The following is a 25,233-nucleotide window of genomic DNA, read 5'->3' as shown; positions in this document are numbered from 1 at the left end:
GTGATCAATGAAAAGCGGGCCCCGAAGGGCCCGCCGGTTCGGATCCGCGTCAGCTGATCAGAACTTGTAGGCGCCACGCAGATAGAAGGTACGGCCCTTCACATCGGCGTAGGTCGGATCGAAGCCGACCTGGAAGTAGTCTTCCTGGACGGTGACCGGCGGCTTGGTGTCGAACAGGTTGCGCAGACCGACCGTGAAGGTCATGTTCTTGACGCCGCGGTACTGCGCCTGCAGATCGGTCAGGCCATAGGCCTTGACCTTGCCCGCAGCCTCGTAGTCCTCGTAGCCGTTTTGGCGATAGTAGCGGACGCCGACGCCCCATGGTCCCTTGTCCCAGTCCAGCGTCAAGGTCTGCTTGAAGCGGATCACCGGGCCGCCCACGTCGTACTTGCCGAGCTTGTCGATGATGTCGCCGGTCACGACGTTGGTTTCCTCGGCCTTGGTCAGGATCGTGCCTTCCCAGCCCGGGGTGAAGTTGCCCCACTCGGTGCGGATGCGGGTCCGGGCACTCAGGTCGAAGCCGGCCACATGCGACTTGCCGACGTTCTCTTGCGACGCGTTCACGAACGACAGGTAGCCGGTGGCCGGATCGCGGACCAGACGGTTGGCATACGCCGAGGAACTCGTCGTCGCGCCCGTCTGGTTCTTGTACCAGTCCTTGAGGATGTCGTCGCCGGTCAGCGCGCGGATGCCGTTGGTGATGCGGATGTCGAAGTAGTCCACGCCGAAGGTGGTGTCCTTGATCATCTCGAACACCAGACCTAGGGTGAAGGTCTTGGACTTTTCGGGCTTGAGCTGCGGGTTGCTGTTGTTCACCGCCGTCAGCTGCGTGTTGCAGAAGTTGGCGTTGAACTTGAGCGTGCAACCGTCCTTGGTCAGACCGTCCTTGGGGTCGACGCCGGTGTTGATCGTCTTGTAGAACGGATCGTCCCAGTTGCCGCCGGTGTTGGTGCCGGCGGACGGGGCGTACATGTTGTCCAGCGCCGGGGCGCGGAAGCCCTTGCCAGCCGAGGCGCGGAACAGCAGCCCGCTCATCGGGTTGAAGCGCAGCGAAACCTTCGGGCTGGTCGAGGACAGGTTCGGCGACGAGAACGACCCGTCGCGCGATTCACCCTTGGTGCCGCTGTAGCGGTCATGGCGGACGGCGGCGTTCAGTTCCAGCGTCTTCAGGATCGGGAAGTTCATTTCCGCGAAGAGGCCGCTGATGTCGCGTTCGCCCTGAACCTTGCCGGCGTTGCCAGAGCCGCCCACGATGTCGCCGGAGCCGGCGATGTCGGAGTAGCCGTCGTTGTACTTCTCCTTGCGGAACTCGCCGCCGAACGCGACGCCGGCATTGCCGGCGCCGACGTTGAACAGCTCGCGCGACAGCGTGAAGTCGAAGCCGGTGTTGCTCGTTTTGGAGCTGCGGTTGTTGCCCGACAGTTCGGCGCTCTTCAGCGCGGCCAGGCCGGCGGCGTCGTTCGGGCCCCACGGGTTGATCAGGCCGGTGGCCAGCGCCTTGACCAGGGCCGCATCGGAGTAGATGCCGCTCACGAAGTCATCCTTGGCCTTGCCCTCGGCATAGACGAAGGCGGCCTTGTAGTCGAAGCCGGCCAGTGTGCCCTCGGCGCCGACGACGGTGCGGGTGGTCTGGCTGGTCACCTTGTCGCGACGCTGACCGCCGTCGACCATGCGCCAGTTGATGAACAGGTCGCCGCGATAACCCGGCGCGACCGCGTCCACCGCGGCGGTCGGATACCACTTGCCGCCGGCGGGGTAGAAGTAGTCCGGCTTGCCGGTGGTGGTCGACGGCGTCTGCGAAGAACCCAGCGTGATCTCGTTGCGGCTGTAGGAGACCTCGGCGAACAACGAATTGTCGTTGTCGACCGCGAACGTACCCTTGGCGAGAGCGCCGTAACGCTCCTGCTCGGGCACCAGGTCGATGTAGTGCGTGTAGTCGTAACGGCAGACCGAGCTGCCGGGCTTGGAGAAGCTGTCCGGACGGGCGCAGTTCGGATAGTTGGAGGCGCCGGGAATGTACGTGCCGTCCGAAGTGAAGCTGTTGGCCGGGAAGGTGTTGCCCGAGTCTTTCACGATGCCCAGGTCGGGCCGGTTGCCAGTGGACGCGTACTTGCGGTCCATGGCGCGGATCGGGTCGTACTTCTGGTAATTGACCGTCCCCATGAGGTTGAAGCGCTGCTTGCTCAGGTCGCCCACGCCGGCGCCGGCGGAGAACGAGAACACATCGCCGACCTTGTGCGGCGTCTCCAGGCCGACGCTCAACTCGCCACCCTGCCAGTCCTTGCGGGTGATGAAGTTGATCACGCCGCCGATGGCGTCGGAACCGTAGGTCGCCGACGCGCCGTCACGCAACACTTCGATGCGTTCGATCGCGGCCAACGGGATCGAGTTCAGATCCACGCCCTGACCCGAGAACGGGTAAGTCGGCATCCGCCGGCCGTTCAGCAGGATCAGCGTACGGGCGCGGCCCAGGCCGCGCAGCGAGGCACCGGTCTGACCGGTCGCCGAGGAGTCACCGATCGACTGGCCCAGCGCGATGCCGCCGCCGTTGTTGTAGCTGAGGCGGTCGATCAGTTCCTGCACGTTCGACGCGCCGGTCTTGTCGATGTTGTCCTTGGAGATGACGCTCACCGGCAGTGCCGTCTCGGCATCAATCCGCTTGATCGAGGTACCGGTGATTTCCACGCGGTCGAGCTGTTGCTGGGCAACTGCCGGCAGCGCAATGGCGCCCAGCGCGAGGAGCGCAGCGGCGTTGATGCTCTTTCGTTTGAACATGAGGACTCCTTATCCAGAAACACTTGTGACTTGTTCCCGGGAACACGGGCGGCCGGGGTTTCGGCCAGCGCCCTCCGAGCGGTGTTCCCGGGTCAGGGCCGGGCCAGTTTCTTGTCGGCTGCGAAAAGGAATCCCCCGTAATCTCCCTATGCAAGTCGTGACTAGCCTGTTTCTGGCAGGAAAACGCGGGTAAACACCAAAGTGCGCATTGCGACACGCGTTGCGGCGGCGCGACGCGCGCTCAGCGCCCGAAACGAGGTATTGACCGCTGCAAATGACCAAGAAATGCACCATTTGTGCGCATGACATCGAATTCCCCACTCACCAATCGCCCCACCGCACGGACGGCGTGCAAATGAATGCCAGCGCATCAAGGCCACCGCACGCCGTACGCGGAAACATGGGTTCACGACGCTGCCTCAGCACCAGAACAGTGCGAACGCCCGGCGACTGGCCGACGCCATGAAAAAGGGCCGCAAGAGCGGCCCCGAGGTGAGGAGGATCGGTCGGATCAGGGATCAGGCGATCGTCCCTCGTTCGACGCGGGGAACGGCGGCGAGCAGCGTGCGGGTGTACGCCTCCCGCGGGGCGCCGAGCACGGCGTCGCAAGCGCCCGACTCGACAATGCGGCCCGCCTGCATCACCGCCACCTCGTCGGCGATGTATTCGACGACGCCGATGTTGTGGGTGATGAACAGGTAGGACAGGCCGCGGCTGCGCTGGAGTTCGCGCAGCAGGTTCAGGATCTGCGCCTGGACCGACACATCCAGCGCCGAGGTCGGCTCGTCGCAGACGATCAGGCGCGGCTCGACGGCCAGCGCGCGGGCGATGGCGATGCGTTGGCGCTGACCGCCGGAGAACTCGTGCGGGAAACGGGCCAGCGCGTCGCGGCGCAGGCCCACCTGGTCGAGCAGATCGTGCAGCAGCCCCAGGCGTGCTGGCGCGTCCAGTTCGGGGCGCAGCGCCAGGAGACCCTCCTCGAGCACCTCCTGCACCCGCAGCCGCGGGTTCAATGATGCGAACGGGTCCTGGAAGATGATCTGCACCTGACGCCGGGCTTCCCGCAGGGCCACGCCGTCGAGATGGAAGAGATCCGTCGGCGCCCCGCCCTGCCCCGCCGGACCGGCGGTCGCGGCGGCGGGCGGATGCAGCAAGGCCTGACCCTCGATGACCGCGACGCGGCGCAGCAACTGGACGATGGCCTTGCCGGACGTTGTCTTGCCGCAGCCCGATTCCCCGACCACCGCCAGCGTGCGGCCCGCCTCAATCGAGAACGAGACGCCACCCACCGCGTCGAACCATCGCTTCGCGCCGCCGAAGAACCCGCGCGACATCGGATACCGGACGTGCAGATCCTTGACCTCGAGCAGCATCGCCGGCGACTGCTCGGAGCCGGCGGCGCCGGTGCCCCTCGGAGCGAATGCCGAGCGTGAGGAGGCGATTGAGCGCAGAGGGGCACCGGCGCCGCCGGCGCTCTCGGACACTGCCACCGGCTCCCTGCGATCCGTGTAGAGCAGGCACCGGACTTCATGCGCCGCGGCCCCGCCCGCGACCGAGGCCAGCACCGGCGGTGTCGATCCGCAATGGACCATCGCCCGGTCGCAACGCGGCGCGAAACGGCAGCCTTCGAAGATCTGCCAGAGCGGCGGCACGGTGCCCGGAATCGCGGCCAGCGGCTCCCCGCGGCGCTGCGCGTCCGGCAGTGCCTGCAGCAACAGCCGCGCATACGGATGCTTCGGCGCGGCGAAGAACTCGGCCGCCGGCGCCACTTCGACGATCTGCCCCGCGTACATCAGGGCCACCTGATGCGCCATGCCGGACACCACGCCCAGGTCGTGCGTGATCAGCAACAGGCCCAAACCCCGCTCGCGCTGCAGGTCCTTGAGCAGGTCCAGGATCTGCGCCTGGATGGTGACGTCGAGCGCGGTGGTCGGCTCGTCGGCGATCAGGAAGTCGGGCTCCGCCGCCAGCGTCATCGCGATCATGATCCGCTGCTTCTGCCCCCCGAGAGCCGGAACGGGTACTCGTCGATGCGGCGCTCGGGCTCGGGGATGCCGACGCGGCGCAGCCAGTCGATGGCCTTCTTCCGGGCCGCCTCGCCGCGCAGCGGCGTGTGCGCCTCGATCGCCTCGACGATCTGCGCGCCGACCTTCATCACCGGATTCAAGCTGGTGCCGGGCTCCTGGAAGATCATGCCGATGCGCCCGCCGCGCACGTCGCGCATGCGCGCCTCGCTCAGGTCGAACAGGTCCTGGCCGTCGAGTTCCAGCCGGCCGCCGGCGATGCGGCCGTTGTCGGGCAGCAGCCGCATCAGGGCGAGCGCCGTCATGCTCTTTCCGCAGCCGGATTCACCCACCAGCGCGAAGGTCCGGCCCTGCGCCAGCGTCAGCCGCATGCCGTCGATGGCGCGCACCAGGCCGGCGTCGGCGTCCAGGTGGACGTGGAGGTCGTCGATCTTCAACATGTCGCGGCGTCCCTCACGAAGCCTTGGCGGCCTTGGCGGCCTTGCCGGCCGGACCGACGGGCTCGCCGGTCCTGTTCTTCTTCAGCGACAGCACCTGCGGCCGCAGCTTGCGCGCGCGTGGATCGAAGGCGTCGCGCACGCCGTCGGCGAACAGGTTGGCCGCCAGCACCAGGCTCACCATGAAGCCGAAGGCCGCCACGAAGCTCCACCACACGACCGGGTCGCGGCTCATTTCCGAGCGCGCCAGGTTGATCATTCCGCCGAAGCTGTTCATGCCTGGATCGACACCGACGCCGACGTAGGTCAACACCGCCTCGTAGAGGATCAGGTCGGAGAAATTCAGCACCAGCGAGATCAGCACCAGGTGCATCACGTTGGGCACGATGTGACGGACCATGATCGTCGTGTCACGCACGCCGAAGGCCGTGGCGGCCTGGACGAAGTCGGCCTCGCGCAGCTTGAGCGTCTCGCCGCGCACCAGCCGGCACAGCGTCGCCCAGCCGGTGACGCCCAGGATCACGCACAGCAGGAAGATCTTCAGATCCGCGCGCTCGGCGCCGGTCTCGAAGGCCTCGGGATGCTTGTCCAGGAAGACCTGCACCATCAGCACGCAGGCCGCGATCAGCAGCACGTTGGGCACCGAGGTCAGCACCGTGTAGAAATACTGGATGACCTCGTCGACCCAGCCCTTGAGGTAGCCGGCCAGGATGCCCAGCACCAGCGCGAAGGGCAGCGTCGCCAGCGTCGACAGCGCGCCGATGACGAAGGCGGTGCGGATGCTCTTGAGCGCCTGGTAGAGCACGTCGTTGCCGGTCTGGTCGGTGCCGAACACGTGGTAGTGGCCCATCAGCGCGATCACCGGGCCGGCCAGCAGCGCGATCACCGACAGGGTCGCGAGCGCCGCGCGCCACGGATAGTGCGTGCGATCGCCCAACAGGTCCTTCAATCCCTGACGGAAGCCGCCGTGATGCGGCGCGAGCACCGCCCCCATCAGCAGCGCCATCAGCACCGACGCGACGGCGCCCAGCGCCAGCCCCGTCAGCGCGCGTCGCGACAGGTCGCCATGCCAGTCGCGCTCCGGATCCTGCAGATGCGCGCCGCCGAAGGCCAGGCGCGGGAACTCGCGCACGATCTCACTGCCGTGCGCCACGCTGTCCAGCGTGAAGCCCTGGTACGCGAGCGGCGCCGAATAACTGGTCTCGCGCATCTCGATCTGGCGCGCCAGCAGCAGGTCCAGCACGGACTCGGTGCGGGTCTCGTAGAACTGCTGGCCGGCGGGACTGTCGGCCAGCGCGCGGCGGAAGTGCAGGCTGTCCAGCGCGGTGACGCCGAGGAACAGCACCAGCACCACGCCCGCGCTCAGCGCCGCCGGATCACGCAGCACGCGCTGCCAGTTGGCGCGCAGGTGCGGGCGGCGGACCAGCCGCACGATGTAGAGGACCAGCGCCGCGAACATCGCCCACAGCGCCACGTCGGTCCAGAGGAAAACGACCTTGAATCCCATGTCGACTCTCGTGTCCTGTCTCGAATCCCGAACGCGCCGGGCGCGTCAGGTCAGCCTCACGCGCGGATCGACCCAGGTGTAGATCACGTCGATCAGCGCGTTGCTCGCGATGTAGAGGAGCGCGCCCAGGAACACCATGGTGCGCACGATGGCGAAGTCCTGCCCGGTGATCGCCTCGATGACGAAGGCGCCCAGGCCGGGGATGCCGAAGAAGCTCTCGAACACCAGGCTGCCCAGGAACACGTACGGCAGGTAGGCGCCGGCGCTGGTGATGATGGGGATCAGCGCGTTGCGCAGCACGTGGCGCATCAGCACGCGCGGCTCGGACAGGCCCTTGGCGCGGGCGGTGCGCACGTAGTCCTTGCCGACCTCCTCGAGCAGCATCGCGCGGTACAGCCGCGCCTCGCCGCCCAGGCGCGACAGCAGCGACAGCGCGATCGGCAGCGCCAGGAACTTGATCGCGTCCAGGCCCGGCTCGTAGCCGTTGATCGGCACCAGCCGCAGGATGCGGGAGAAGAAGAACTGGCCGACGATGATGTAGAACAGGCTGGAGATCGACAGCATCAGCACGCACAGCACGACGCCCCAGAAGTCGATGCGCGAGTTGCGGAAGAAGGTGAGCAGCAGCGCGAAGGCGACGCTCACGATCAGCTGCAGCACGAAGATCGGCACCGCCAGCTGCAGACTGACGCCCATGCGGGTCTTGATCTCGTGGCCGATGTCGACGGCCTGGCGCGCGTCGGAGCGGCCGAACTCCAGCAGCATCAGCGAGACCGAACGCTCCCAGAAGACCGTGTGCGTGACCTGCTCCGTCCCGGCGCGCGACGCGTCCCAGTACAGGGGCTTGTCGTAGCCGCGTTCGGCCTTCCACTTGTCGATCTGCTCCTGCGACACGCGCTTGCCGCCGATGTTCAGCCGGGCCATGTCGTCCGGCGTGTTGACGGTGAAGAACAGGAAGAAGGTCAGCAGGTTGACGCCGACGAGGATGGCCAGCCCGTAGACCAGGCGGCGGGTGAGGTACTTGAACATCAGTCGGCTCCCCGCGGAGCGCTCGTGGCGGATTCTGCGGAACGGGCGGCCGGCGCGGCCGTGCCGCGCGCGGTCGCGGTCTCGCGCTTCTGGAAGCTGCGGCGCGTCATCCAGACGATCGCCACGCCGCCGATGGCCAGCACCAGCAGCGGCCACCAGACGGGCCGGTTCCATGCGCCCTGCAGTTGCGCGCGCTGCTGCGGATCGATGCGGTAGTAGCGCACCGGATCGCGGATCACGATGCTGGGCTTGCCGTTGTGCACCCAGCTCTGGTACGCCTGACCGGTCCAGGCCCAGTAGCCGAAGGCCCAGGGCGAATCCTGCTGGACGATCTCGACCATGCGATCGATCACCTGCTGCTTGGCGGGGCCGTCGTCCAGCACCTGGATCTGCTTGAACAGGCGGTCGTACTCGGTGTTCTCGTAGTTGGCCGAGTTCTCGCCCTCATGCAGCGACTTGCTGTTGGGCCCGTACAGCAGGAACAGGAAGTTCTCCGCGTCCGGGTAGTCCGCGAACCAGCCCCACCAGAACACCTGGTGCTTGCCTTGGTGCAGCTTCTCCTGGAACTGGTTGTAGTCGGTGGCGCGCACGTCGAGCTGCACGCCCAGCTTGGCGAACTGCTTCACCAGCCAGTCGTTCTCGGCCTTCACCTCGGGCGTGACCGTCCGCATGAAGTCGTAGTTCAGCACCAGCGGCTGGCCGCTCTTCGCATCGCGGCCGTCGGGGTAGCCGGCCTCGGCAAGCAGCTGCTTCGCCTCCTCGATCGAGCGGCGCTCGATCCTGCCGTCGACCCGCTTGTGCGTGACCGGATTGAAGAAGCCCGGCTGCGCCTCGCGCGAGCCGAACACGCCCGGCGGCACCGGTCCGAACGCGGCCACGCCGCCGCGGTTCTTGAAGATGCGGCCGTAGCCCTCCTCCCAGTCGATCGCGATGGACAGCGCCTGGCGCAGCTTGCGATGACGGGTCTCGTCCTCCGGCGTCTTCCCCTTGCCGATCACCGGATCGAGCATGTTGAAGCCGAGGTACCAGTTGTTCGGGTCGGTCGATCGCGGGAACGCGAAGCCGCGCTGCTTGAAGAAGGCGTCGGTCTCCGCGGAGTCGCTGGCATCGGCGTAGAACTCCACGCCCCAGTCGCCGCGCTCGAGGTCGGGCACGTCCAGGTAGCCCTGCTTGAACATCTCCTTGCGCGGCACCTTTTCCTTGATGAGCGTGGCCACGATCCTGTCGATGAAGGGCAGCGGCTTGCCGCAGTCGGCCAGGCGGCCGGCGGGACCGTCGTCGGGCATGCCCTCGCAGGGATAGAGATCGTCCTTGCGGTAGTTCGGGTTGCGCGACATCACGTGACGGCGGTCCTGCTGGTACTCCGTCATCATGTAAGGCCCCGTGCCCACGGGCCACTGGTTCCAGGACAGGCCGTGCTCGGCCATGCCGGGCTGGGCGTAGAACAGGTCCACCTCCCACGGGATCGGCGCGACGAAGGTCGTCGACAGCCAGTACGACCACTGCGGGTACTTGCCCTTGATGCGCACGCGCAGCAGGTGCTTGTTCACCGCCTCGGCGCCGGCCAGCGGCCACTTGCGGAAGTCCAGGAACGGCTTGTCGGGCGAGCTCTCGGGCAGGCCCTTCAGCAGCTTGGCGTTCTCCTCGCGGATCAGCGCGCCGTACTCCTTCAGCCCGACGACGTGCTCGGAGAACAGGCCGTAGATCGGCGCCTCGACGCGCGTGGTCGCGTGGCGCTTGAGCGCGTAGACGAAGTCCTCGGCCTCGATCTCGCGCGTGCCCAGGTGCTCGAACTGCCACGGCGAGCGCTTGTCGCCGAGGTCCTTCGCGCTCAGGTGGTGATAGAGGTAGTGCCCTTGCGCGTCCTTCGCGAACGCGGGGCTGGGCGCGTACTTCACGCCTTCGCGCAGGGGCACGTCGTAGACGCTCTGCGCGATCTGCTCGACCGGCGCGTCGTCGGGCAGGCGCTTGCCCTGCGCATCGACGTAATACGGCTTGACGACGGCCGCCGCGGCGCGCGGGATCAGCTCGTAGGGCCGCTTCAGATAGTGGTAGCCGTAAGGCGGCTCCATGATCTGGTAGGTGTAGACCGACTCCGGCGAGGTGTAGGACGCGGTCGGGTCGAGATAACGCGGCGAGCGCTCGTCGAAGGACAGGTAGAGCGTGTTGTCCTTGGCCGCGCCGGCCGGATACGGGCTGTTGTTGCAGGCGGCCAGGAGCAAGGCGGCGAGCAGCCCCGCCATCCGGGCCATCGGGGCCACCCACGTCCCGCGCCAGCCTTCAGCCGCGTGCAGCGACGCGTTCCACAGCCCCGACGACATCGTCATCCTTCCAAAAAGCAAACGCCGCATCCTGAGGATGCGGCATTGCCAGATTGTTGCCAAGGCCGCTCCTCGCGCAGAGGCCGGCCGATGCCGGGGCGGATCATAGCGGCCCGGTTCGCGGGGCGCGTGTGACGTCAGTCAGTGGTCGTGAGGCCCGTGGTCATGGTCGTGGCCGTCGTGACCATGATCATGCGCGTGTCCATGGCCGTGGTGATCGTGGTGGTCGTGGCCGTGATCGACGTGGCCCCAGGCGACGATGACGTCGCGGCCCTCGACCATCATCTCGGCCTTCGCGCCGACGGGCAGGCAGACCTTGGTCGGCACGTGACCGAAGGGCAGGCCGGTGAGGATCGGCACCTTGACGCGCTCGCGCAGCGCCGCGACGCAGGCCTTCATCGAATAGCCGCGATCCAGCGGCGACTTCTTCCAGCCGCTGAAGCTGCCCAGCAGCACCGCCTTCTGCGCGTCCAGCACGCCCGCCTGCCAGAGTTGCAGCAGCATGCGCTCGACGCGATACGGGTGCTCGTTGACGTCCTCGAGGAACAGGATGCCGCCCTTGATGCGCGGGAAGTGCGGCGTGCCCAGCAGCGAGCACAGCACCGCCAGGTTGCCGCCCCACAGCGTGCCGCGGGCCTCGACGCCGTCCAGGCCGGCTTCGGTGCGGAAGCCGATGGCCTCGAGCGATCCGTCCATCGCCTCGAGGAAGCAGTCGCGGGTGATCTCGTCGACGCCGCCGTCCGTGTCGGCGCGGCCGAAGTCGTCGCAGGCGAGCGGGCCCGCCCAGCTCGTCTGCTTCGTGTGGGCGAGCAGCGCCAGCTGCAGCGCGGTCACATCGCTCAGGCCGACCCAGCGCGTGCCGCGCTCGACGCTGCGGGCGATCGTCGGCCAGTCGATGCGGTCCAGCAGACGCGTCAGGCCGTAGCCGCCGCGCGTGGCCAGCGCCACCGACGGCGCGGCCTGCGCGACACGGTGCAGCGCGGCCAGCCGCGTCTCGTCGTCGCCGGCGAAGCGCTGATGCTTCGCGAGCGCCGCGTCGTCGATCGCCACCTCGAAGCCGAACGCCGTCAGCCGCTTGGCCGCGCGCTTGAGCGCTTGCGATTGCGCCAGGACGCCGGACGGGGTGTAGAGGGTCAGGGAGCTCATCGCTGCGTGTCGTCCTGCGTGTTGTCCTGCGAAGGATCGGAATTCATGGGAAGGTACTGCGCGTCACCGACGGGGATCTCGGGAAACTCCTGGACCTCGGGCAACGCGCTCAACGTGTCGAGGCCGGCGTCATCAAAGCCGTCGCCCGTGGCCCCGGTCTCGACCGCGGCGCGGCGGCGGGCCTCGCGCAACTGGCGCGCCGCCTCGCGGCGCTCGGCGAAGAACTCGCGCAGCAGCCGCGACGACGCCTCCGCGAGCACGCCGCCGTGCAGCGCGGTGTGGTGGTTCAACTGCTTCTGCCCGAACAGGTCGAGCACCGAGCCGGCGACGCCGGTCTTCGGATCCGGCGCGGCGAAGACGACGCGCTTGAGCCGCGCATGCATCATCGCCATCGCGCACATCGCGCAGGGCTCGAGCGTCACGTAGAGCTCGCACTCCGGCAGCCGGTAGTTGCCGAGCAGTTGCGCGGCGTGGCGCAGCGCGACGATCTCCGCGTGGGCGGTCGGATCGTGGGTCGTGATCGGGCGGTTGTAGCCGGTGGCGATCACCTGACCGGCCCGCATGATCACGGCGCCCACCGGCACCTCGCCGACGAGCCAGGCGTTCTGGGCCTGGTCGAGGGCGAGCCGCATCGCGTATTCATCCGCGGGGTCGGCGGGGTCGGCGGGGAGGATCTGGGGGGACTCAGTGGTCATGGCGGCGCTCGCGCGGCAGTGTAGCCGCGCCCGCTATGCTGCCGGCCCATGCAACAGGAGTTCCCCGGTCACCAGGACGATCTCTTCGGCGAGCTGCTGCCGCCCGCGCCCGCCGCACCCGCGCCGCGGGTCGCCGATCGCGACGACCTCGACGGCGATGACGACGTCGGCAGCGACCGCGCCGACACGCCCGCAGCCGGCGTCGCGCCGAAACGCCGTCGCGCCGGCATCCAGGCCCAGTCGCCGGACGAGGCCCAGGTCGTGCTGGCGGCCGCGTTGTCGCCGAGGATCCGGCTGGGCACCTCGTCGTGGAGCTACCCGGGCTGGCAAGGCATCGTCTGGGAGGGTCGGCATGGCGAGTCCAACCTCTCCCGCAACGGCCTGACCGCCTATGCGCAGCAACCGCTGCACCGCGCGGTGAGCATCGACCGCGGCTTCTACCAATCGCTCACGGCCAGCCAGTACGAGCGCTACGCGCAGCAAGTGCCTGAGGACTTCCGGTTCACGGTCAAGGCTCCCAGCGTGATCACCGACGCCCAGGTGCGCGCCGAGGACGGCCGCGGCCGCCAGGCCAACACGGCCTTCCTCGATCCGCGCCTGGCGATCCAGGAGTTCCTCGAGCCGGCGATGGCTGGACTGGGCACGCGCATCGGCGCGCTGGTATTCCAGCTGAGCCCGCTGCCGCTGGCGATGCTGGACCGCATGCCGGAGCAGCTCGACCGCCTGCACGCGATGCTGGCCGCCCTACCCTCGCTGCGCGACGTGGCGCCGGAGGCGGTCGTGGCCGTCGAGGTCCGCGACCCGGAATGGCTGACACCGGCATTCGTCGCCGTGCTCAAGGACTGCGGCGCGCGCTACTGTCTGGGCCTGCATCCGAAGCTGCCGACGATCGAGGAGCAGCTGCCGCTGCTGCGCGCGATGTGGCCGGGACCGCTGGTCTGCCGCTGGAACCTGCACCGGATCCACGGCCCCTTCGGCTACGAGGACGCGGAGAAGAAGTACGGGGAATACGCCGAGCTGATGGATCCGGATCCGGAGACGCGGGCCGTGCTCGCGAAGGTGATCCGGGCGACGGCGCAGGCGGGCCACCCCGCCTACGTCACGATCTCCAACCACGCCGAGGGCTCCGCGCCGCTGAGCCTGCGCGCACTGGCGCGGGAGATCGTCGCACCAGGCGAGGCCTGACCCCCGCGCATTGCGGCGCATGACGACGAATCGCGGCTGACCGGCTCAAGCGAGCGGCCAGCGCGCGAGCTCAACGTGTGTGGACTGTCCCTGCAGACTGTCCATGAGCAGGACCTCCGTCGCCGTCCAGCCGGGCACGATGAACGGCTGCGGCTCCACGACATGATCGTCGTAGAACAGCGTCAAGTGCGGCGTGAAGTGGGGATCGGTCCGCAGGCCGCTGGCGCGCAGGCGCTCGCCGAGCGCGGCCCGCATCGTCCGCACGGGGTCGAGACACGCGCTGCCGCTGAGCACGAGCGGCAGGTTCCGCCGCTTTCGGGTGAAGCTCAGGAGCTGGTCGAAGTCCACCTGGACCGGACCGTGCCGCAACGAGGCGGCAGCGACTTCGGCAAGCAGCCTCACCTCCGCCATCACCTCGGCCTGGTCGGTCTGGTCGTCGTACCAGCCCAGGTGGTGCAAGGTCACGTGGAGGCGTTCGGTGCGCGCCGCCTTGGCGCGCAGGCCGAAGCGCCGCACGAGCTCTCCAGAGATCACGCTCAATCTCGCCGCGGTCTCCAGATCGGGGCGCAGGCAGAAGAAGAGCGCATGGACGGTCACGATGCGATCACGACGCCATCACGGCGCGCTCATTCCGCTTCAGACGCGCGCTGCTCGCCCTGCTTCATCAGGTCCTGCACCTGGCGGCCGACGGCCTCCGGCTGAGGCAGCGCCGTCGATGCCGCGGACGCCGCCGGGTCCGCCGAGACCGGCGGCTTCATCGCCTGCATCTGCTTCTTCGCGGTCAGCATCACGATGGCGAGCACGATGACGAGGGCGAGGATGGACAGGGCGCTGCGCATGCAAGAACTCCGGAGTGGAAGCGGGGATGACGCGAAGCATAGCCACACTCCGCCGACCCGCCGTCACCCGGCGGCTCAGCGCGGCACCGAGGCGATGCCCGGTCGCAATCGCAGGATCTGCGGCGATCGCTCCTGCGCGTCACGCCAGCGCGGCTCGAGCGCACGCCACGCGGTCGAGTGCCGGCAGGCACTCCACCGAATGGCCCAGTCGTCGGCGTCCGCGGCGCGGGTCATCCAGACGAAGACCTTCTCCCCCTCGCGGACCGGCAGGCGTGGGAAGTTGTTGGGCGAGCGCTCCGGCACGAAGCTGCCGATCACCGGCAGGCCGGCCGCCTGGATGACCGGCGCGACCTCGTGCTCGAAGAAACGCGCGAAGCCGTCCTCGGGATCGGCCGGGTCCTTCCAGAGGGTGCAGAGGTGCAGGACCACGAGCCCCGGCGATGCCCTTCGCCGCAACACGCCGGCATCGCGCGCGCCGTCGATGCGCGCCGGCTGCGGCCCGACGCCCGGGTTCCTCATCAACAGCACGTTGTCGTTGTCGACGAGCATCGGATTCGCTTCGTCGCGATGCGCCTGCCACACGGGGCCGAAGTAGAACTCGCTCAGCGTCTTCTCGCGCGCCGCCATGTCGTCGAAACCACGGATCCAGACAAAGCGGTCGGGGTCGTCGAGATCGGCGAACTGCCCGTACAGCCGCATGCCGACGGCCTCCTGCGATTCGACGAAGGCCGCGTCGAACAGCCGCATGAAGCGTTCGCGCTCGCCCTTGACGATCTTGTACTGGCGCAGCTCGTAGACGGGGTGGTCGTCGGCCATGGGGTCTCCGGAGTGGTGGCTAAGCGATCCGCCGATTCTGGACAGAGGCCCTGACATCGCGTGTCAGCACAGGAACTTCGTGAATTCATCCTATGGCCATGAACGTCAATCACACAAGCAAGTTGAAGCGATACCGATCGTCGCCAGTACAGACTGACTGCCCACCGATCGAGGCCGTGGATCAGGAAGAACCGGAAGCGAAGAATCGCCAGTCTTGTTTCGCTAGACGCACTGGAGTCCACATGCCCGCGCCCGTCGCCATCCTGTCCTCACGACACCGCGTCGCGCTTCCGAAAGAGATTCGAGACACGCTCGATTGGAAGCCAGGAGAGGAACTCAAAGTCGTCCGACACAAGGACGGCATCTTCATCTACAAGCGCATCACCATCGACCAGATCATGGGCATTGCAAAAGGCGCTGACACGGGCAACTACCGGGATCGCAATGACCGCTACTGACCACTCCGGCTCACAGAATTCAGGACGAAACGTGGTCGTAGACACGTCCGCCTGGATCGAGTGCTTTGCCGAATCTGACTTGGGTCGATTGATCTGGCCCAACCTCCCGCCCTTGCAGCACTGCATCGTCCCGACGATCGTGCAACACGAGATTGAGAAGTGGGCACTCCGAACCTTGGACGCCGAGCGCCATGAAAGTCTTGAACGGACCTTGGAAGATTGCCCTGTCGACGAGCTCGACACCGCCACGGCCAAGGAAGCCGCAAAGATCAACGCCAAGTACAAGCTCGCGTCGGCAGACGCTTTGATCTACGCGACAGCGCAGAAGTTCGGTGTCGAAGTGATCACCTGCGATGCTCACTTCAAAGACCTTCCCTCGGTCAGGTTCTACCCGAAGAACGCCAAGCCCCGCAGCGTCGGCATCGGACCTGACGGGTGTTGGGAAGGCTGGCCGACATCGGCTCAAATGTCTCCGATGATTCAATGAATGGGTTGAGAGCTCAAAAGCAAACAAGGGCCTGACGGGCCCCTGTTTGCTTGTCAGCGCGAAGCGCTCATTCCCATTCGATCGTCGCCGGCGGCTTGCTCGAGACGTCGTAGGTCACGCGGTTGATGCCGCGCACCTCGTTGATGATGCGGCCCGAGCAGCGCTTGAGCAGGCTGTACGGCAGTTCCGCCCAGTCCGCCGTCATGAAGTCGCTGGTCTGCACCGCGCGCAGCGCGACCACGTAGTCGTAGGTCCGGCCGTCGCCCATCACGCCCACGCTCTTCACCGGCAGGAATACCGTGAAGGCTTGGCTCGTGAGCTCGTACCAGGTCTTGCCCGTCGCCTCGTCGCGCGTGTTGCGCAGCTCCTCGATGAAGATCGCATCGGCGCGGCGCAGCAGGTCCGCGTACTCCTTCTTCACCTCGCCCAGGATACGCACGCCCAGGCCCGGGCCCGGGAACGGGTGGCGGTAGACCATCTCCGGCGGCAGGCCCAGCGCCACGCCCAGTTCACGGACCTCGTCCTTGAACAGCTCGCGCAGCGGCTCCAGCAGCTTCAGGCCCAACTGCTCCGGCAGCCCGCCCACGTTGTGGTGGCTCTTGATCGTCGTGGCCTTCTTCGTCTTCGTGCCGCCGCTCTCGACCACGTCCGGATAGATCGTGCCCTGAGCCAGGAAGGTCGCGCCCTTGTGGACACCCTTGCCGCCGTCGCCGGACTTCAGCCGCTCGGCCTCGGCCTTGAACACGTCGACGAACAGGCCGCCGATGATCTTGCGCTTGCGCTCCGGATCGGTCACGCCGGCCAGTTGGCCGAGGAACAGCTCGCTCGCATCGACGCGGATCACCTTCGCGTGCAGCTTGCCCGCGAACATGTCCATCACCGCGTCGCCTTCGTTCAGGCGCAGCAGGCCATGATCGACGAACACGCAGGTCAGCTGGTCGCCGATCGCGCGATGGATCAGCGCCGCCGCCACCGACGAATCGACGCCGCCCGACAGGCCCAGGATGACTTCCTCGTCACCCACCTGCTCGCGGATCTTCGCGACGGCTTCGGCGATGTAGTCGCCCATGATCCAGTCGCCCTTGCAGCCGGCGATCTCGCGCACGAAGCGGTTGAACACCGCCGCGCCCTGCACCGTGTGCGTGACCTCGGGATGGAACTGGAACGCGTAGTAGCCCTTGTCCTCGTTGGCCATGCCGGCGATCGGGCAGCTCGGCGTCGAGGCCATCAGCTGGAAGCCCGGCGGCAGCGCGGTGACCTTGTCGCCGTGGCTCATCCAGACCTTGAGCATGCCGTGGCCTTCGGGCGTGGCGAAGTCCTGGATGCCGTCCAGCAGCTTGGTGTGGCCGTGCGCGCGGACCTCGGCGTAACCGAACTCGCGGTGATCGCTCCACTCGACCTTGCCGCCCAGTTGCACCGCCATCGTCTGCATGCCGTAGCAGATGCCCAGCACCGGCACGCCCAGGTCCCACACCGACTGCGGCGCGCGCAGCTCGTGGTCCTCGTAGGTCGAGGCGTGGCTGCCCGACAGGATGATCGCCTTCGGCGCGAACGAGCGGATGAAGTCGTCGCTGACGTCGTTGGGATGGATCTCGCAGTAGACGTGGGCCTCGCGCACGCGGCGCGCGATCAGCTGCGTCACCTGGGAGCCGAAGTCGAGGATGAGGACTTTGTCGTGCATGGTCAGCTTCTGGGGATGCTTGGGAATACTGGGATGTCGGGGATCGGGCGGAAGCCGGTGGCGCGCCGGCTCAGGCCTTGGCCGCGGCGGCCTGCGCCGGCGGGTCCGTGTTGAAGTGGCGCCACGCGAAGGCCAGCGAGGCCAACTGCAGCAGCGCGCAGAGGTAGAACGGCGCGCCGATGCGCCAGTCGGTCTTGGGGAGTTCGGCGACCAGCGCCATCAGCCCCAGGCCGGCGATCGGCGAGATCACCGCCATCAGGCTGTTGATCGCGGCCACCGCGCCCATGGTCTCGCCCTGCGTGCGGGCGTCGGCGGCATTGGAGATCAGGCTCTGCATCGCCGGGGCCGCGGCCACGCCGGCGATGTTCAGGAAGATCGCGCCGACCATCATCCAGGCCTCGGTCGACAGGCCCCAGATCAGGTTGGTCAGGATCGAGGTCGTCAGGCCGATCAGCACCAGGCGCCGCGCGCCCAGCCAGCGCATCAGCGGCTGCAGCAGCACGCCCTGCACCACCACCGCGACCAGACCCACGACGAACAGCGACAGGCCGTTCTCGCGCGGACCCCAGCCGAACTTGTGCTGGTTGTAGAGCACCCAGCTGGTCTGGATCACCAGCTGCGCCAGGCCCGAGCACGCGATCACGTAGATCAGCGGCCCGACGCCGTTCAGCTTGCGCAGCCGGCCCAGCGCCACGACCGGATTGGCCTTGCGCCACTCGAAGGGTCTGCGGTGCTCCGGCGCCAGCGACTCGGGCAGCACGAAGAAGCCGTACAGCCAGTTGAGCAGCGCCAGCGTGCCGGCGACGTAGAACGGCAGGTGCAGGTCGATGCTGCCCAGCAGCCCGCCCATCACCGGACCGAGGATGAAGCCCATGCCGAAGGCCGCGCCCAGCATGCCGAAACGCTTGGCACGATCCGCCGGCGGCGTGATGTCGGCGACGTAGGCGTTGGCGACGGCCGCGTTGGCCTGCATCGCGCCGGAGAACAGCCGCACCACGACCAGCATCCACAGCGCGTTGGCCAGCGCCGTCACGAAGAAGCTCAGCGCGAGGCCGCTGAAACCGATCAGCATCACCTTCCGACGGCCGAAGCGGTCGGACAACCCGCCCAGGATGGGCGAGCCGAAGAAATTCGCGATGCCGAAGGCGAACGCCACGGCCAGTTGCGCCAGCGTGTGCTGCGTCTCGCTCTGCGTGAAGGTTCCGACCAGCGGCGGCAGCACCGGGATGATCAGGCCGATCGACACCATGTCGATCAGCACCGCGATCAGGATGAACGACATGGCGGCCTTGCGGCCGCCATGCGTCGTCGTTGCTGCGGCGGCGTCGGGGCCGGAGCCCCGCGCCGCGTCGACCTGTTCGGACAAGGGCGTCACTCCAGGCGGTAGTTGGGCGCTTCCTTCGTGATCTGCACGTCGTGGACGTGGCTCTCACGGATGCCCGCCGAGGTGATCTCGACGAACTCGGCCTTCTCGTGCATGTCCGAGATGCTGCCGCAACCGCAGTAACCCATCGAGGCGCGCACGCCGCCGGCCATCTGGTGCACGATCGCGACCATCGACCCCTTGTACGGGACGCGGCCTTCGATGCCTTCCGGCACCAGCTTGTCCGCGTTCGGGTTGGTCGTCTCGTCGTTTTCCTGGAAGTAGCGGTCCGCCGAACCGGCCTTCATCGCGCCGATCGAGCCCATGCCGCGGTAGCTCTTGTAGCTGCGGCCCTGGTAGAGGATCACTTCGCCCGGGGCTTCCTCGGTGCCGGCGAACATGCCGCCCATCATCACCGTGCTCGCGCCGGCGGCGATGGCCTTGGCGATGTCGCCCGAGTAGCGGATGCCGCCGTCCGCGATCGCCGGCACGCCCGTGCCCTTCAGCGCGGTGGCGACGAAGTCGATCGCCGCGATCTGCGGCACGCCGACGCCGGCCACGATGCGGGTCGTGCAGATCGAGCCCGGGCCGATGCCGACCTTGACCGCGTCCGCGCCGGCTTCCACCAGCGCCAGCGCCGCGGCGCCGGTGGCGATGTTGCCGCCGATGACCTCGACGCCGGGGTAGTTCTTCTTGACCCAGCGCACGCGCTCGATGACGCCGCTGCTGTGGCCGTGCGCGGTGTCGACGACGATCGCGTCGACGCCGGCCTTGACCAGCAGCTCGACACGCTCCTCGGTGCCCTCGCCCACGCCCACCGCCGCGCCGACGCGCAGCTTGCCGTGCGCGTCACGCGCGGCGTTCGGGAAGTTGGTCTGCTTGGTGATGTCCTTGACGGTCATCAGACCGCGCAGTTCGAACGCGTCGTTGAGGACCAGCACGCGCTCCAGCTTGTGCTTGTGCATCAGCGCCTTGCCGTCGCTCAGCGAGGCGCCCTCGGGCACCGTGATCAGACGCTCGGCCGGGGTCATGATCTCGCTGACCGGGATGTCCATGCGCGTTTCGAAGCGCAGGTCCCGGTTGGTGACGATGCCGACGACCTTCTGCCCCACCAGCACCGGGAAACCGGACACGCCGTGGTGCTCGCTCAGCTGCTTGACCTGGCGGACGGTGGTCTCGGGCGTGATCGTGATCGGGTCGCGGAGCACGCCGGACTCGTAACGCTTGACCCGGGCCACTTCCGCGGCCTGCTGCTGCGGGGTCAGGTTCTTGTGGACGATGCCGATGCCGCCTTCCTGGGCGATGGCGATCGCCAGGCGCGCCTCGGTCACGGTGTCCATCGCGGCGGACACGAGCGGCAGGTTCAGGCGGATGCCACGCGTGAACTGCGTGGCCAGACTGGTGTCGCGCGGCAACACCTGGGAGAACGCCGGCACCAGCAACACATCGTCGAAGGTGAGGGCCTTTCCGAGTAGGCGCATGAGGGAAGCTCCAGACGCAAAGGCGCATTATAGAGAAGCCCGGCGGTACACTCCACGACCATGATGAATCCCCCACTCCCGCGACGCCCGCGACGCCCGCTGGGCATGATCTGCGCGCTCGCGCTGATGGCGCTGACCTCGGTCGCGCACGCCCAATGGAAGTGGCGCGACGCCGATGGCCGCACGCAATACAGCGATCGTCCGCCGCCGCCGAGCGTCGCCGAGAAGGACATCCTGCAGCGCCCGTCCAACGCGGCGCGTGCCGCCCCGTCGCCAGCGCAGGTGGCGCTGGCAGGCGCCTCCGCGGCGGCTTCGGCCGCTTCCGCGCCGGCCCGTGCGGCGAGCGAGGCCTCCTCGCGCGAGAAGGTCGAGCGCGAGCGCAAGGCCCAGGAAGACAAGGCCCGCGCGGACGCGATGGCCGAGAACTGCCGTCAGGCCCAGAACCGCCAGCGCGTGCTCGAGTCCGGCGTGCGTCTGCGCAGCGGCACCCAGACCGGCGACTCGCAGCCGATGACCGAGCAGATGCGCCAGGAAGAGATCCGCAACATGCAGGCCGTGGTCACGGCGAACTGCAAGTAAGGCCGGAACGAGTCCCGGAAACAACACCGGCGGGCAAACCGCTCGTAAGTCCGGTGACCGCTGGTAAGACAAAAGGCCGCTGATGCGGCCTTTCCTGTTTCCGGGCCCGGACCTGCGTCCGGTGTCAGGCCTTGCGGCCCAGCGGTCGATGCCGCGTGACGATGCGGCTGCCCGCGGCCTGGAAGCGCTGGCGGCGTGCTTCCTTCGGATCGACCGTCAACGGACGGTAGACCTCGACCCGGTCCTGTTCGCGCAGCGGGGTCTCCAGCGGCACGGTGCGCCCCCAGATCCCGGCCGTCAGCGCGGCGATCTGGTCCGGCGCGAACCAGGCGCTGGCCGCCAGGGCGTCGCGCAGGGTGCTGCCGGCGGGCAGGGTCAGTCGTTGCTCGCGCAGTTCGCCCTGGGCCGGGCTCCAGAAGAGCTCGATCGACAGGTCAGCGGGCGCCATGGACCTGCTCGGCGCGCTTCACGAAGCTGTCGACGAAGGTGTTGGCGATGCGGTCGAACACCGGACTGACGACGGCCTCGAGCGCAAAGCTCGAGAACGCGTAGCGCAGCTCGAACTCGATCTTGCAGGCGCGCGGCTCACCGTCGGCCGGCGCACCGGGGCGGCTCAGCGGCAGGAACTGCCAGTCGCCGTCGAGCATCGAGAACGGCCCGTCGACGAGTCTCATGCGCACGCGCTGGTTCGGCTCGTTCGTGTTGCGGGTGGTGAACGCATGACGCAGGCCGGCGTACTGCAGGGACAGCTTCGCGGTCACGCCGTCGTCGTGGCGTTCCAGGACCTCCGCGGACGAGCACCAGGGCAGGAACTCCGGATAACGCTCGACCTGGGTGACCAGGTCATACATCTCGCGCGGCGAGTACCAAAGGAGGACGGTCTTCCGGACGTGCTTCATGGCGGTTCTTAGAATGGCGGGATTGTAGGCGGCCCGATCGACCCCATCTGGGCGTCACCGGGCCGCCATCCGGCCCGCCTGCCCTCGGCGCTTGCGCCGACCTGGCGCGCCCGCGACCCGCACAAGAAGAGCTCCCATGTCCATTGCAGAAAACCGTCGCGCCCGATTCGAGTACCACCTCGAGGAGCAGTACGAAGCCGGCATCGTCCTCGAAGGCTGGGAGGTCAAGGCCATCCGCTCCGGCCAGGTGCAGTTGCCGGACGGTTATGTCGTCATCCGAGACGGGGAACTGTTCCTGATCGGCTGCCGGATCGATCCGCTGCGCACGGCGTCGACGCACGTCAACCCGCTGGCCGACCGCACGCGCAAGCTGCTGATGAGCGGCGCCGACATCCGCCGGCTGATCGGCAAGGTGGAGCAGCGCGGCTTCACGCTGATCCCGCTGGACCTGCACTACAAGAATGGCCGCGTGAAGGTGCAGATCGCGCTGGCCAAGGGCAAGGCCCAGCACGACAAGCGCGAGACCGAGAAGAAGCGCGACTGGGAACGCGAGAAGGGCCGCCTGATGCGGCACAAGGTCTCGGGGCCGTCGAAGGACTGAACGGCCGGCGGCCCCCGGCCAACTCAGCGCGCCTTCGTCGACGAGCGCGCACCGCTTCGTCGCTCCTCCAAGCAGCGGCAGCGGCAACGGTGCCGGGGAGTCGACCGTGTTCATCCCGTCCCATCCAGGCCCAGCGACATCGCCTCCATCGGATGACCCGTCGCCGGAGGCCTCGTCCGCAGGTCCCGATCCGTCATGCGATCCGGACGGGCCTGACAAGCCTCGGCAGCCCGATCGCTTGCGCTTCGGGTCGGCCCCTCGGCTTGCGGCCACCAACTCCCTGTTGGTCGCAAGAGGACTGACCGATCTCGACGCCACGCTGCGACACGTCGTCCTGTCCCTGCCACCGGGCAGGGACGGCAGCGCCGAGACCCTGATCCGCCTTCGCGCGATCAGTGCGCACCTGGCGCAGTCCGCTGCGGACACCGCCCAGCGTCGCGCGCTGGCCGAGCAGTTGATCCGGTGGGATGTGGTGTCGCACATGATCCGGATGAACCGCGCTGATGGCCATCAACAAAGGTTCCCAGACTCCGCGATGGGCGGACGCGACCAGGAATGCTGGCGTCAGCTCGACGCCGTGCAGGCCTGCGCGAACGCCAACTACATGACGCTGCTGGGACGCCTCGCGACGAGCGGCGTGCTCACGCCCGAGGAGGTCTGGACCGCCCTGTCCACGGTGCCGCCGGGACGCACCCTCGATGCCTACCTGAACGTGGCGGCCAACACGCTGTGCATACGGCCGCCGCAGCCCCATCGGCGGCTCCTCGCGACCGTGGATCTCGGCGACGCGGAGGCCCTGGCGCAACTGCTTGGCGACCTGCTCCCGCGGCTCTCGGGCCTGGACGACCGGAGCCACTTCGAACGGCTGGCCGCCGTCGGCAGATCCAGCCATGGCGATGCGCGCACGGCGCCGCCACGCTTCTACGACCGCCTGTTGCCGGAGAACTCGCGGACCCTGTCTCTCCCGCTGGCCCTGTTCTGCCGCGAGCTGGACGCATTGGACGCCGGCGTTCCACCGCCGCGTCGCGCGCCGAAGTTGCTCGGCTGCTGCGCCGGCGCGCCGCCTCCTTCCCTGGCCCGCCGCTTCGAGGCGGCATTGAAGGCCGTGCGCTCCTCGAACGAGCTCCCCCCGCTCGGGCAACGGCATCCAAAGGCTTTCGCGGCGATCAGCGATGACCTGGCGGGTGCACTCGACTGGGACGAACCGCGATCGCGCTGGGGTTACCGCAACGCGTTGTCGCGATTCCCCTTGCCCCTGTACCGGCGATGGAAAGCGGAGGACTTCGTCGATCGGCAGATCCGCGACGTGCTTCAGCGTCAATGGCAGTCGGAGGCGCGGCGAACTTCGCGGTCAGGGGACCGCTGCGGTCCGGCGCACATGCCCGCCGCGCTGATGGAGACGCTCTGCAGCGAGACGATGAGGTCCGCCGTCGCCGCCCATTGGATCCAGGAGATGACAAGGGCCCCGAAGGAGCTGTTGCCGTCGGTCCAGGAGCGATTCATGAGCGCCATCGAGACACACCTCGCGCACAACGGCGGCCTGACGGCACGTGTGGCCTACGCGGCCGTCGCCGCGAAAGAGCGACCGGCCGGCCCTCCGGTCGTGACGCAAGCGCGCGACACGCCCCGAACGCGGCTCACGCCAACGCCGACAGGGCCTGCGTGAGGTCGGCCCGCAGGTCCTCGACCTCCTCGAGCCCGATCGCGAAACGCACCAGCGTGCCGCCCTCTTCCGCTGTCCACGGCAGCCCCAGCGAGCGGCTGCGACTGAGGTCGTAAGGCACGACCAGACTCATCGGGCCGGCCCAGGAATAGCCGATCCCGAAGCAGGTCAGCGCGTCCACGAAGGCGTCGACGCGACGCGCGTCGAACTCGGGACGGAACACCGCGGAGAACAGGCATCCGCCTGCCTGCGGGCAGACGCGTTGCCAATGCGCATGGCCGGGCGAGTCCGGCAACGCCGGATGCAGCACCCGCGCCACTTCCGGTCGCGCGGCCATCCAGCGCGCAAGTTCGCGGGCAGCCGCATCCTGCGCGCGGTAGCGCAGCGCAATGCTCGGCAGGCCGCGCAGCACCGCCTCGACGTCGTTCTGGCCGACGCCGTAGCCGAGGTACTCGTGCGTGGCCACCAGTTGGCGGTTGAGCACCACATCGCGCGTGCAGACCGCGCCCATCAGCAGGTCCGCGCCGCCGGACGGGAACTTGGTCAGCGCCTGCATGCTGATGTCGGCACCGAGTCCCGGCGCGACGTCCGGCGCCACCTCGAAGGCATTGAAGGCCAGCCCCGCGCCCCAGGTGTTGTCGAGCGCCGTGAGCACGCCGCGCGCGCGGCAGGCCTGGAGCAGGCCGATCAGATCGGGGAACTCCAGCGTGATCGATCCGGCGGCCTCGAGCCAGACCAGCTTCGTGCGTGGCGACAGCAAGGCCTCGAACGCCGGCACGTCCAGCGGATCGTAGAAGCGGTGCGTGATGCCGAGCCGGGTCAGCAGGCCGTTGGCGAGGTGCCGGTTCTGGCCATAGACGTTGTCGGGCAGCAGCACCTCGTCGCCGGGCCGCAGGAAGGCCAGGCTGGTCAGCGTGATCGCGGACACGCCGCTGGGGGTGAGCACGCAGTGCTCGGCATGCTCGAGCGTCGCGATGCGCGCGGCCAGCGTGTAGGTCGTCGGTGTGCCGGGCAGGCCATAGCGATAGCTGACACCGTCCTGCGTGCGCGGCCGGTGCAGTTCGGCGGTGTTCCTGAACAGCACCGTCGACGCCTTGGCCACCGGGACGTGCACGGCGTCCCAGCCCTCGGGCGCCCGGTACGGGTGATGGATCTGTTCGGTGGACGGGCCGCGTCGGGTCACGACATCTCCTTGGAGTCAGGGGAACCAGACGGGCATTCTCCGGCACGCGTCAGGTCCGATGTCG

Annotated in this window: 23 protein-coding genes; 6 read left to right on the top strand and 17 right to left on the bottom strand. The window is 68.1% G+C overall.

All coding sequences use genetic code 11. The features are described from left to right. Window positions 1-57 precede the first annotated feature (57 nt). The 8 genes from AC1VNM_RS01240 to tadA form a co-directional block, all read right to left on the bottom strand. The gene (locus tag AC1VNM_RS01240; RefSeq protein ID WP_483105588.1) at window positions 58-2,775 is read right to left on the bottom strand and encodes a TonB-dependent receptor; all 2,718 of its coding nucleotides are present in this window, start codon (window positions 2,773-2,775) and stop codon (window positions 58-60) included. 518 nt (window positions 2,776-3,293) lie between these two features. After that, complete coding sequence (locus tag AC1VNM_RS01235; protein ID WP_483109218.1) at window positions 3,294-4,751, bottom strand: dipeptide ABC transporter ATP-binding protein; 1,458 nt, start codon at window positions 4,749-4,751, stop codon at window positions 3,294-3,296. 5 nt (window positions 4,752-4,756) lie between these two features. After that, window positions 4,757-5,239 carry an ATP-binding cassette domain-containing protein gene (locus AC1VNM_RS01230; protein WP_483105587.1) on the bottom strand — a complete coding sequence of 161 codons (483 nt, stop codon included), beginning with the start codon at window positions 5,237-5,239 and terminating at the stop codon, window positions 4,757-4,759. A 13-nt stretch (window positions 5,240-5,252) separates the two neighbouring features. After that, window positions 5,253-6,743 (bottom strand): ABC transporter permease, encoded by a 1,491-nt coding sequence (locus tag AC1VNM_RS01225; RefSeq protein ID WP_483105586.1) that lies wholly within the window; start codon window positions 6,741-6,743, stop codon window positions 5,253-5,255. Window positions 6,744-6,788: 45 nt separating this feature from the next. Then, on the bottom strand, window positions 6,789-7,772 hold the full coding sequence (locus AC1VNM_RS01220) for an ABC transporter permease (RefSeq protein WP_377156482.1): 984 nt from the start codon (window positions 7,770-7,772) through the stop codon (window positions 6,789-6,791). Continuing rightward, window positions 7,772-10,093, bottom strand: coding sequence for an ABC transporter substrate-binding protein (locus AC1VNM_RS01215; protein WP_483105585.1), 2,322 nt, complete (start codon window positions 10,091-10,093; stop codon window positions 7,772-7,774). Before AC1VNM_RS01215 ends, AC1VNM_RS01220 begins: the two co-directional genes overlap by 1 nt. Window positions 10,094-10,234: 141 nt before the next feature. After that, window positions 10,235-11,239 carry an LD-carboxypeptidase gene (locus AC1VNM_RS01210; RefSeq protein WP_483105584.1) on the bottom strand — a complete coding sequence of 335 codons (1,005 nt, stop codon included), beginning with the start codon at window positions 11,237-11,239 and terminating at the stop codon, window positions 10,235-10,237. Beyond that, on the bottom strand, window positions 11,236-11,934 hold the full coding sequence (gene tadA, locus AC1VNM_RS01205) for a tRNA adenosine(34) deaminase TadA (RefSeq protein ID WP_483105583.1): 699 nt from the start codon (window positions 11,932-11,934) through the stop codon (window positions 11,236-11,238). The genes AC1VNM_RS01210 and tadA overlap by 4 nt, the downstream gene beginning before the upstream one ends. 48 nt (window positions 11,935-11,982) lie before the next feature. Here tadA and AC1VNM_RS01200 point away from each other — a divergent pair, with 48 nt between their 5' ends. After that, window positions 11,983-13,119 (top strand): DUF72 domain-containing protein, encoded by a 1,137-nt coding sequence (locus tag AC1VNM_RS01200; protein WP_483105582.1) that lies wholly within the window; start codon window positions 11,983-11,985, stop codon window positions 13,117-13,119. A gap of 45 nt (window positions 13,120-13,164) precedes the next feature. Here AC1VNM_RS01200 and AC1VNM_RS01195 read toward each other — a convergent pair whose 3' ends face one another. The 3 genes from AC1VNM_RS01195 to AC1VNM_RS01185 form a co-directional block, all read right to left on the bottom strand. Then, window positions 13,165-13,716: a 2'-5' RNA ligase family protein gene (locus AC1VNM_RS01195; RefSeq protein ID WP_483105581.1), complete on the bottom strand. Its 552-nt coding sequence runs from the start codon at window positions 13,714-13,716 to the stop codon at window positions 13,165-13,167. 29 nt (window positions 13,717-13,745) lie between these two features. Further along, the gene (locus tag AC1VNM_RS01190; RefSeq protein WP_377156491.1) at window positions 13,746-13,958 is read right to left on the bottom strand and encodes a hypothetical protein; all 213 of its coding nucleotides are present in this window, start codon (window positions 13,956-13,958) and stop codon (window positions 13,746-13,748) included. Window positions 13,959-14,033: 75 nt separating this feature from the next. Continuing rightward, window positions 14,034-14,774: an NIPSNAP family protein gene (locus AC1VNM_RS01185; RefSeq protein ID WP_483105580.1), complete on the bottom strand. Its 741-nt coding sequence runs from the start codon at window positions 14,772-14,774 to the stop codon at window positions 14,034-14,036. 242 nt (window positions 14,775-15,016) lie between these two features. On the opposite strand from AC1VNM_RS01185, the gene AC1VNM_RS01180 reads away from it, so the two are divergent. Beyond that, window positions 15,017-15,232 (top strand): AbrB/MazE/SpoVT family DNA-binding domain-containing protein, encoded by a 216-nt coding sequence (locus tag AC1VNM_RS01180; RefSeq protein WP_377156494.1) that lies wholly within the window; start codon window positions 15,017-15,019, stop codon window positions 15,230-15,232. Then, window positions 15,219-15,719 (top strand): PIN domain-containing protein, encoded by a 501-nt coding sequence (locus AC1VNM_RS01175; protein WP_483105579.1) that lies wholly within the window; start codon window positions 15,219-15,221, stop codon window positions 15,717-15,719. The genes AC1VNM_RS01180 and AC1VNM_RS01175 overlap by 14 nt, the downstream gene beginning before the upstream one ends. A 67-nt stretch (window positions 15,720-15,786) precedes the next feature. Here AC1VNM_RS01175 and guaA read toward each other — a convergent pair whose 3' ends face one another. The 3 genes from guaA to guaB all read right to left on the bottom strand — a co-directional run bounded on the left by guaA (window position 15,787) and on the right by guaB (window position 20,244). Continuing rightward, on the bottom strand, window positions 15,787-17,400 hold the full coding sequence (gene guaA, locus AC1VNM_RS01170) for a glutamine-hydrolyzing GMP synthase (protein WP_377156499.1): 1,614 nt from the start codon (window positions 17,398-17,400) through the stop codon (window positions 15,787-15,789). 70 nt (window positions 17,401-17,470) lie between these two features. Further along, complete coding sequence (locus tag AC1VNM_RS01165; RefSeq protein WP_483105578.1) at window positions 17,471-18,766, bottom strand: MFS transporter; 1,296 nt, start codon at window positions 18,764-18,766, stop codon at window positions 17,471-17,473. Window positions 18,767-18,771: 5 nt separating this feature from the next. After that, entirely contained in the window at window positions 18,772-20,244 is a 1,473-nt protein-coding gene (guaB, locus tag AC1VNM_RS01160) for an IMP dehydrogenase (RefSeq protein ID WP_483105577.1), read from the bottom strand. Between the two features lie 63 nt (window positions 20,245-20,307). Between guaB and AC1VNM_RS01155 the strand changes: the two genes are divergently transcribed. Beyond that, complete coding sequence (locus AC1VNM_RS01155) at window positions 20,308-20,823, top strand: DUF4124 domain-containing protein (RefSeq protein ID WP_483105576.1); 516 nt, start codon at window positions 20,308-20,310, stop codon at window positions 20,821-20,823. A 124-nt stretch (window positions 20,824-20,947) separates the two neighbouring features. On the opposite strand, the gene AC1VNM_RS01150 is transcribed toward AC1VNM_RS01155, so the two are convergent. Beyond that, window positions 20,948-21,271 (bottom strand): RnfH family protein, encoded by a 324-nt coding sequence (locus tag AC1VNM_RS01150; protein ID WP_377156506.1) that lies wholly within the window; start codon window positions 21,269-21,271, stop codon window positions 20,948-20,950. Next, the gene (locus AC1VNM_RS01145; protein ID WP_377156507.1) at window positions 21,258-21,722 is read right to left on the bottom strand and encodes a type II toxin-antitoxin system RatA family toxin; all 465 of its coding nucleotides are present in this window, start codon (window positions 21,720-21,722) and stop codon (window positions 21,258-21,260) included. The genes AC1VNM_RS01150 and AC1VNM_RS01145 overlap by 14 nt, the downstream gene beginning before the upstream one ends. 136 nt (window positions 21,723-21,858) lie before the next feature. On the opposite strand from AC1VNM_RS01145, the gene smpB reads away from it, so the two are divergent. Together smpB and AC1VNM_RS01135 are read left to right on the top strand one after the other, a co-directional pair. After that, on the top strand, window positions 21,859-22,323 hold the full coding sequence (smpB, locus tag AC1VNM_RS01140) for an SsrA-binding protein SmpB (protein WP_377156508.1): 465 nt from the start codon (window positions 21,859-21,861) through the stop codon (window positions 22,321-22,323). A gap of 283 nt (window positions 22,324-22,606) precedes the next feature. After that, complete coding sequence (locus AC1VNM_RS01135) at window positions 22,607-23,989, top strand: hypothetical protein (protein ID WP_483105575.1); 1,383 nt, start codon at window positions 22,607-22,609, stop codon at window positions 23,987-23,989. Here the strand turns inward: AC1VNM_RS01135 and AC1VNM_RS01130 are convergent. Further along, window positions 23,961-25,169 (bottom strand): PLP-dependent transferase, encoded by a 1,209-nt coding sequence (locus AC1VNM_RS01130; protein ID WP_483105574.1) that lies wholly within the window; start codon window positions 25,167-25,169, stop codon window positions 23,961-23,963. The two genes, AC1VNM_RS01135 and AC1VNM_RS01130, sit on opposite strands and share 29 nt — an antisense overlap. Between the last annotated feature and the right edge of the window lie 64 nt (window positions 25,170-25,233).

The sequence above is a fragment of the Mitsuaria sp. MSU3D genome, from assembly GCF_056867975.1.
Note: the sequence above shows the minus strand (reverse complement) of the source record. Positions and strands in the feature narration are given on the sequence as shown.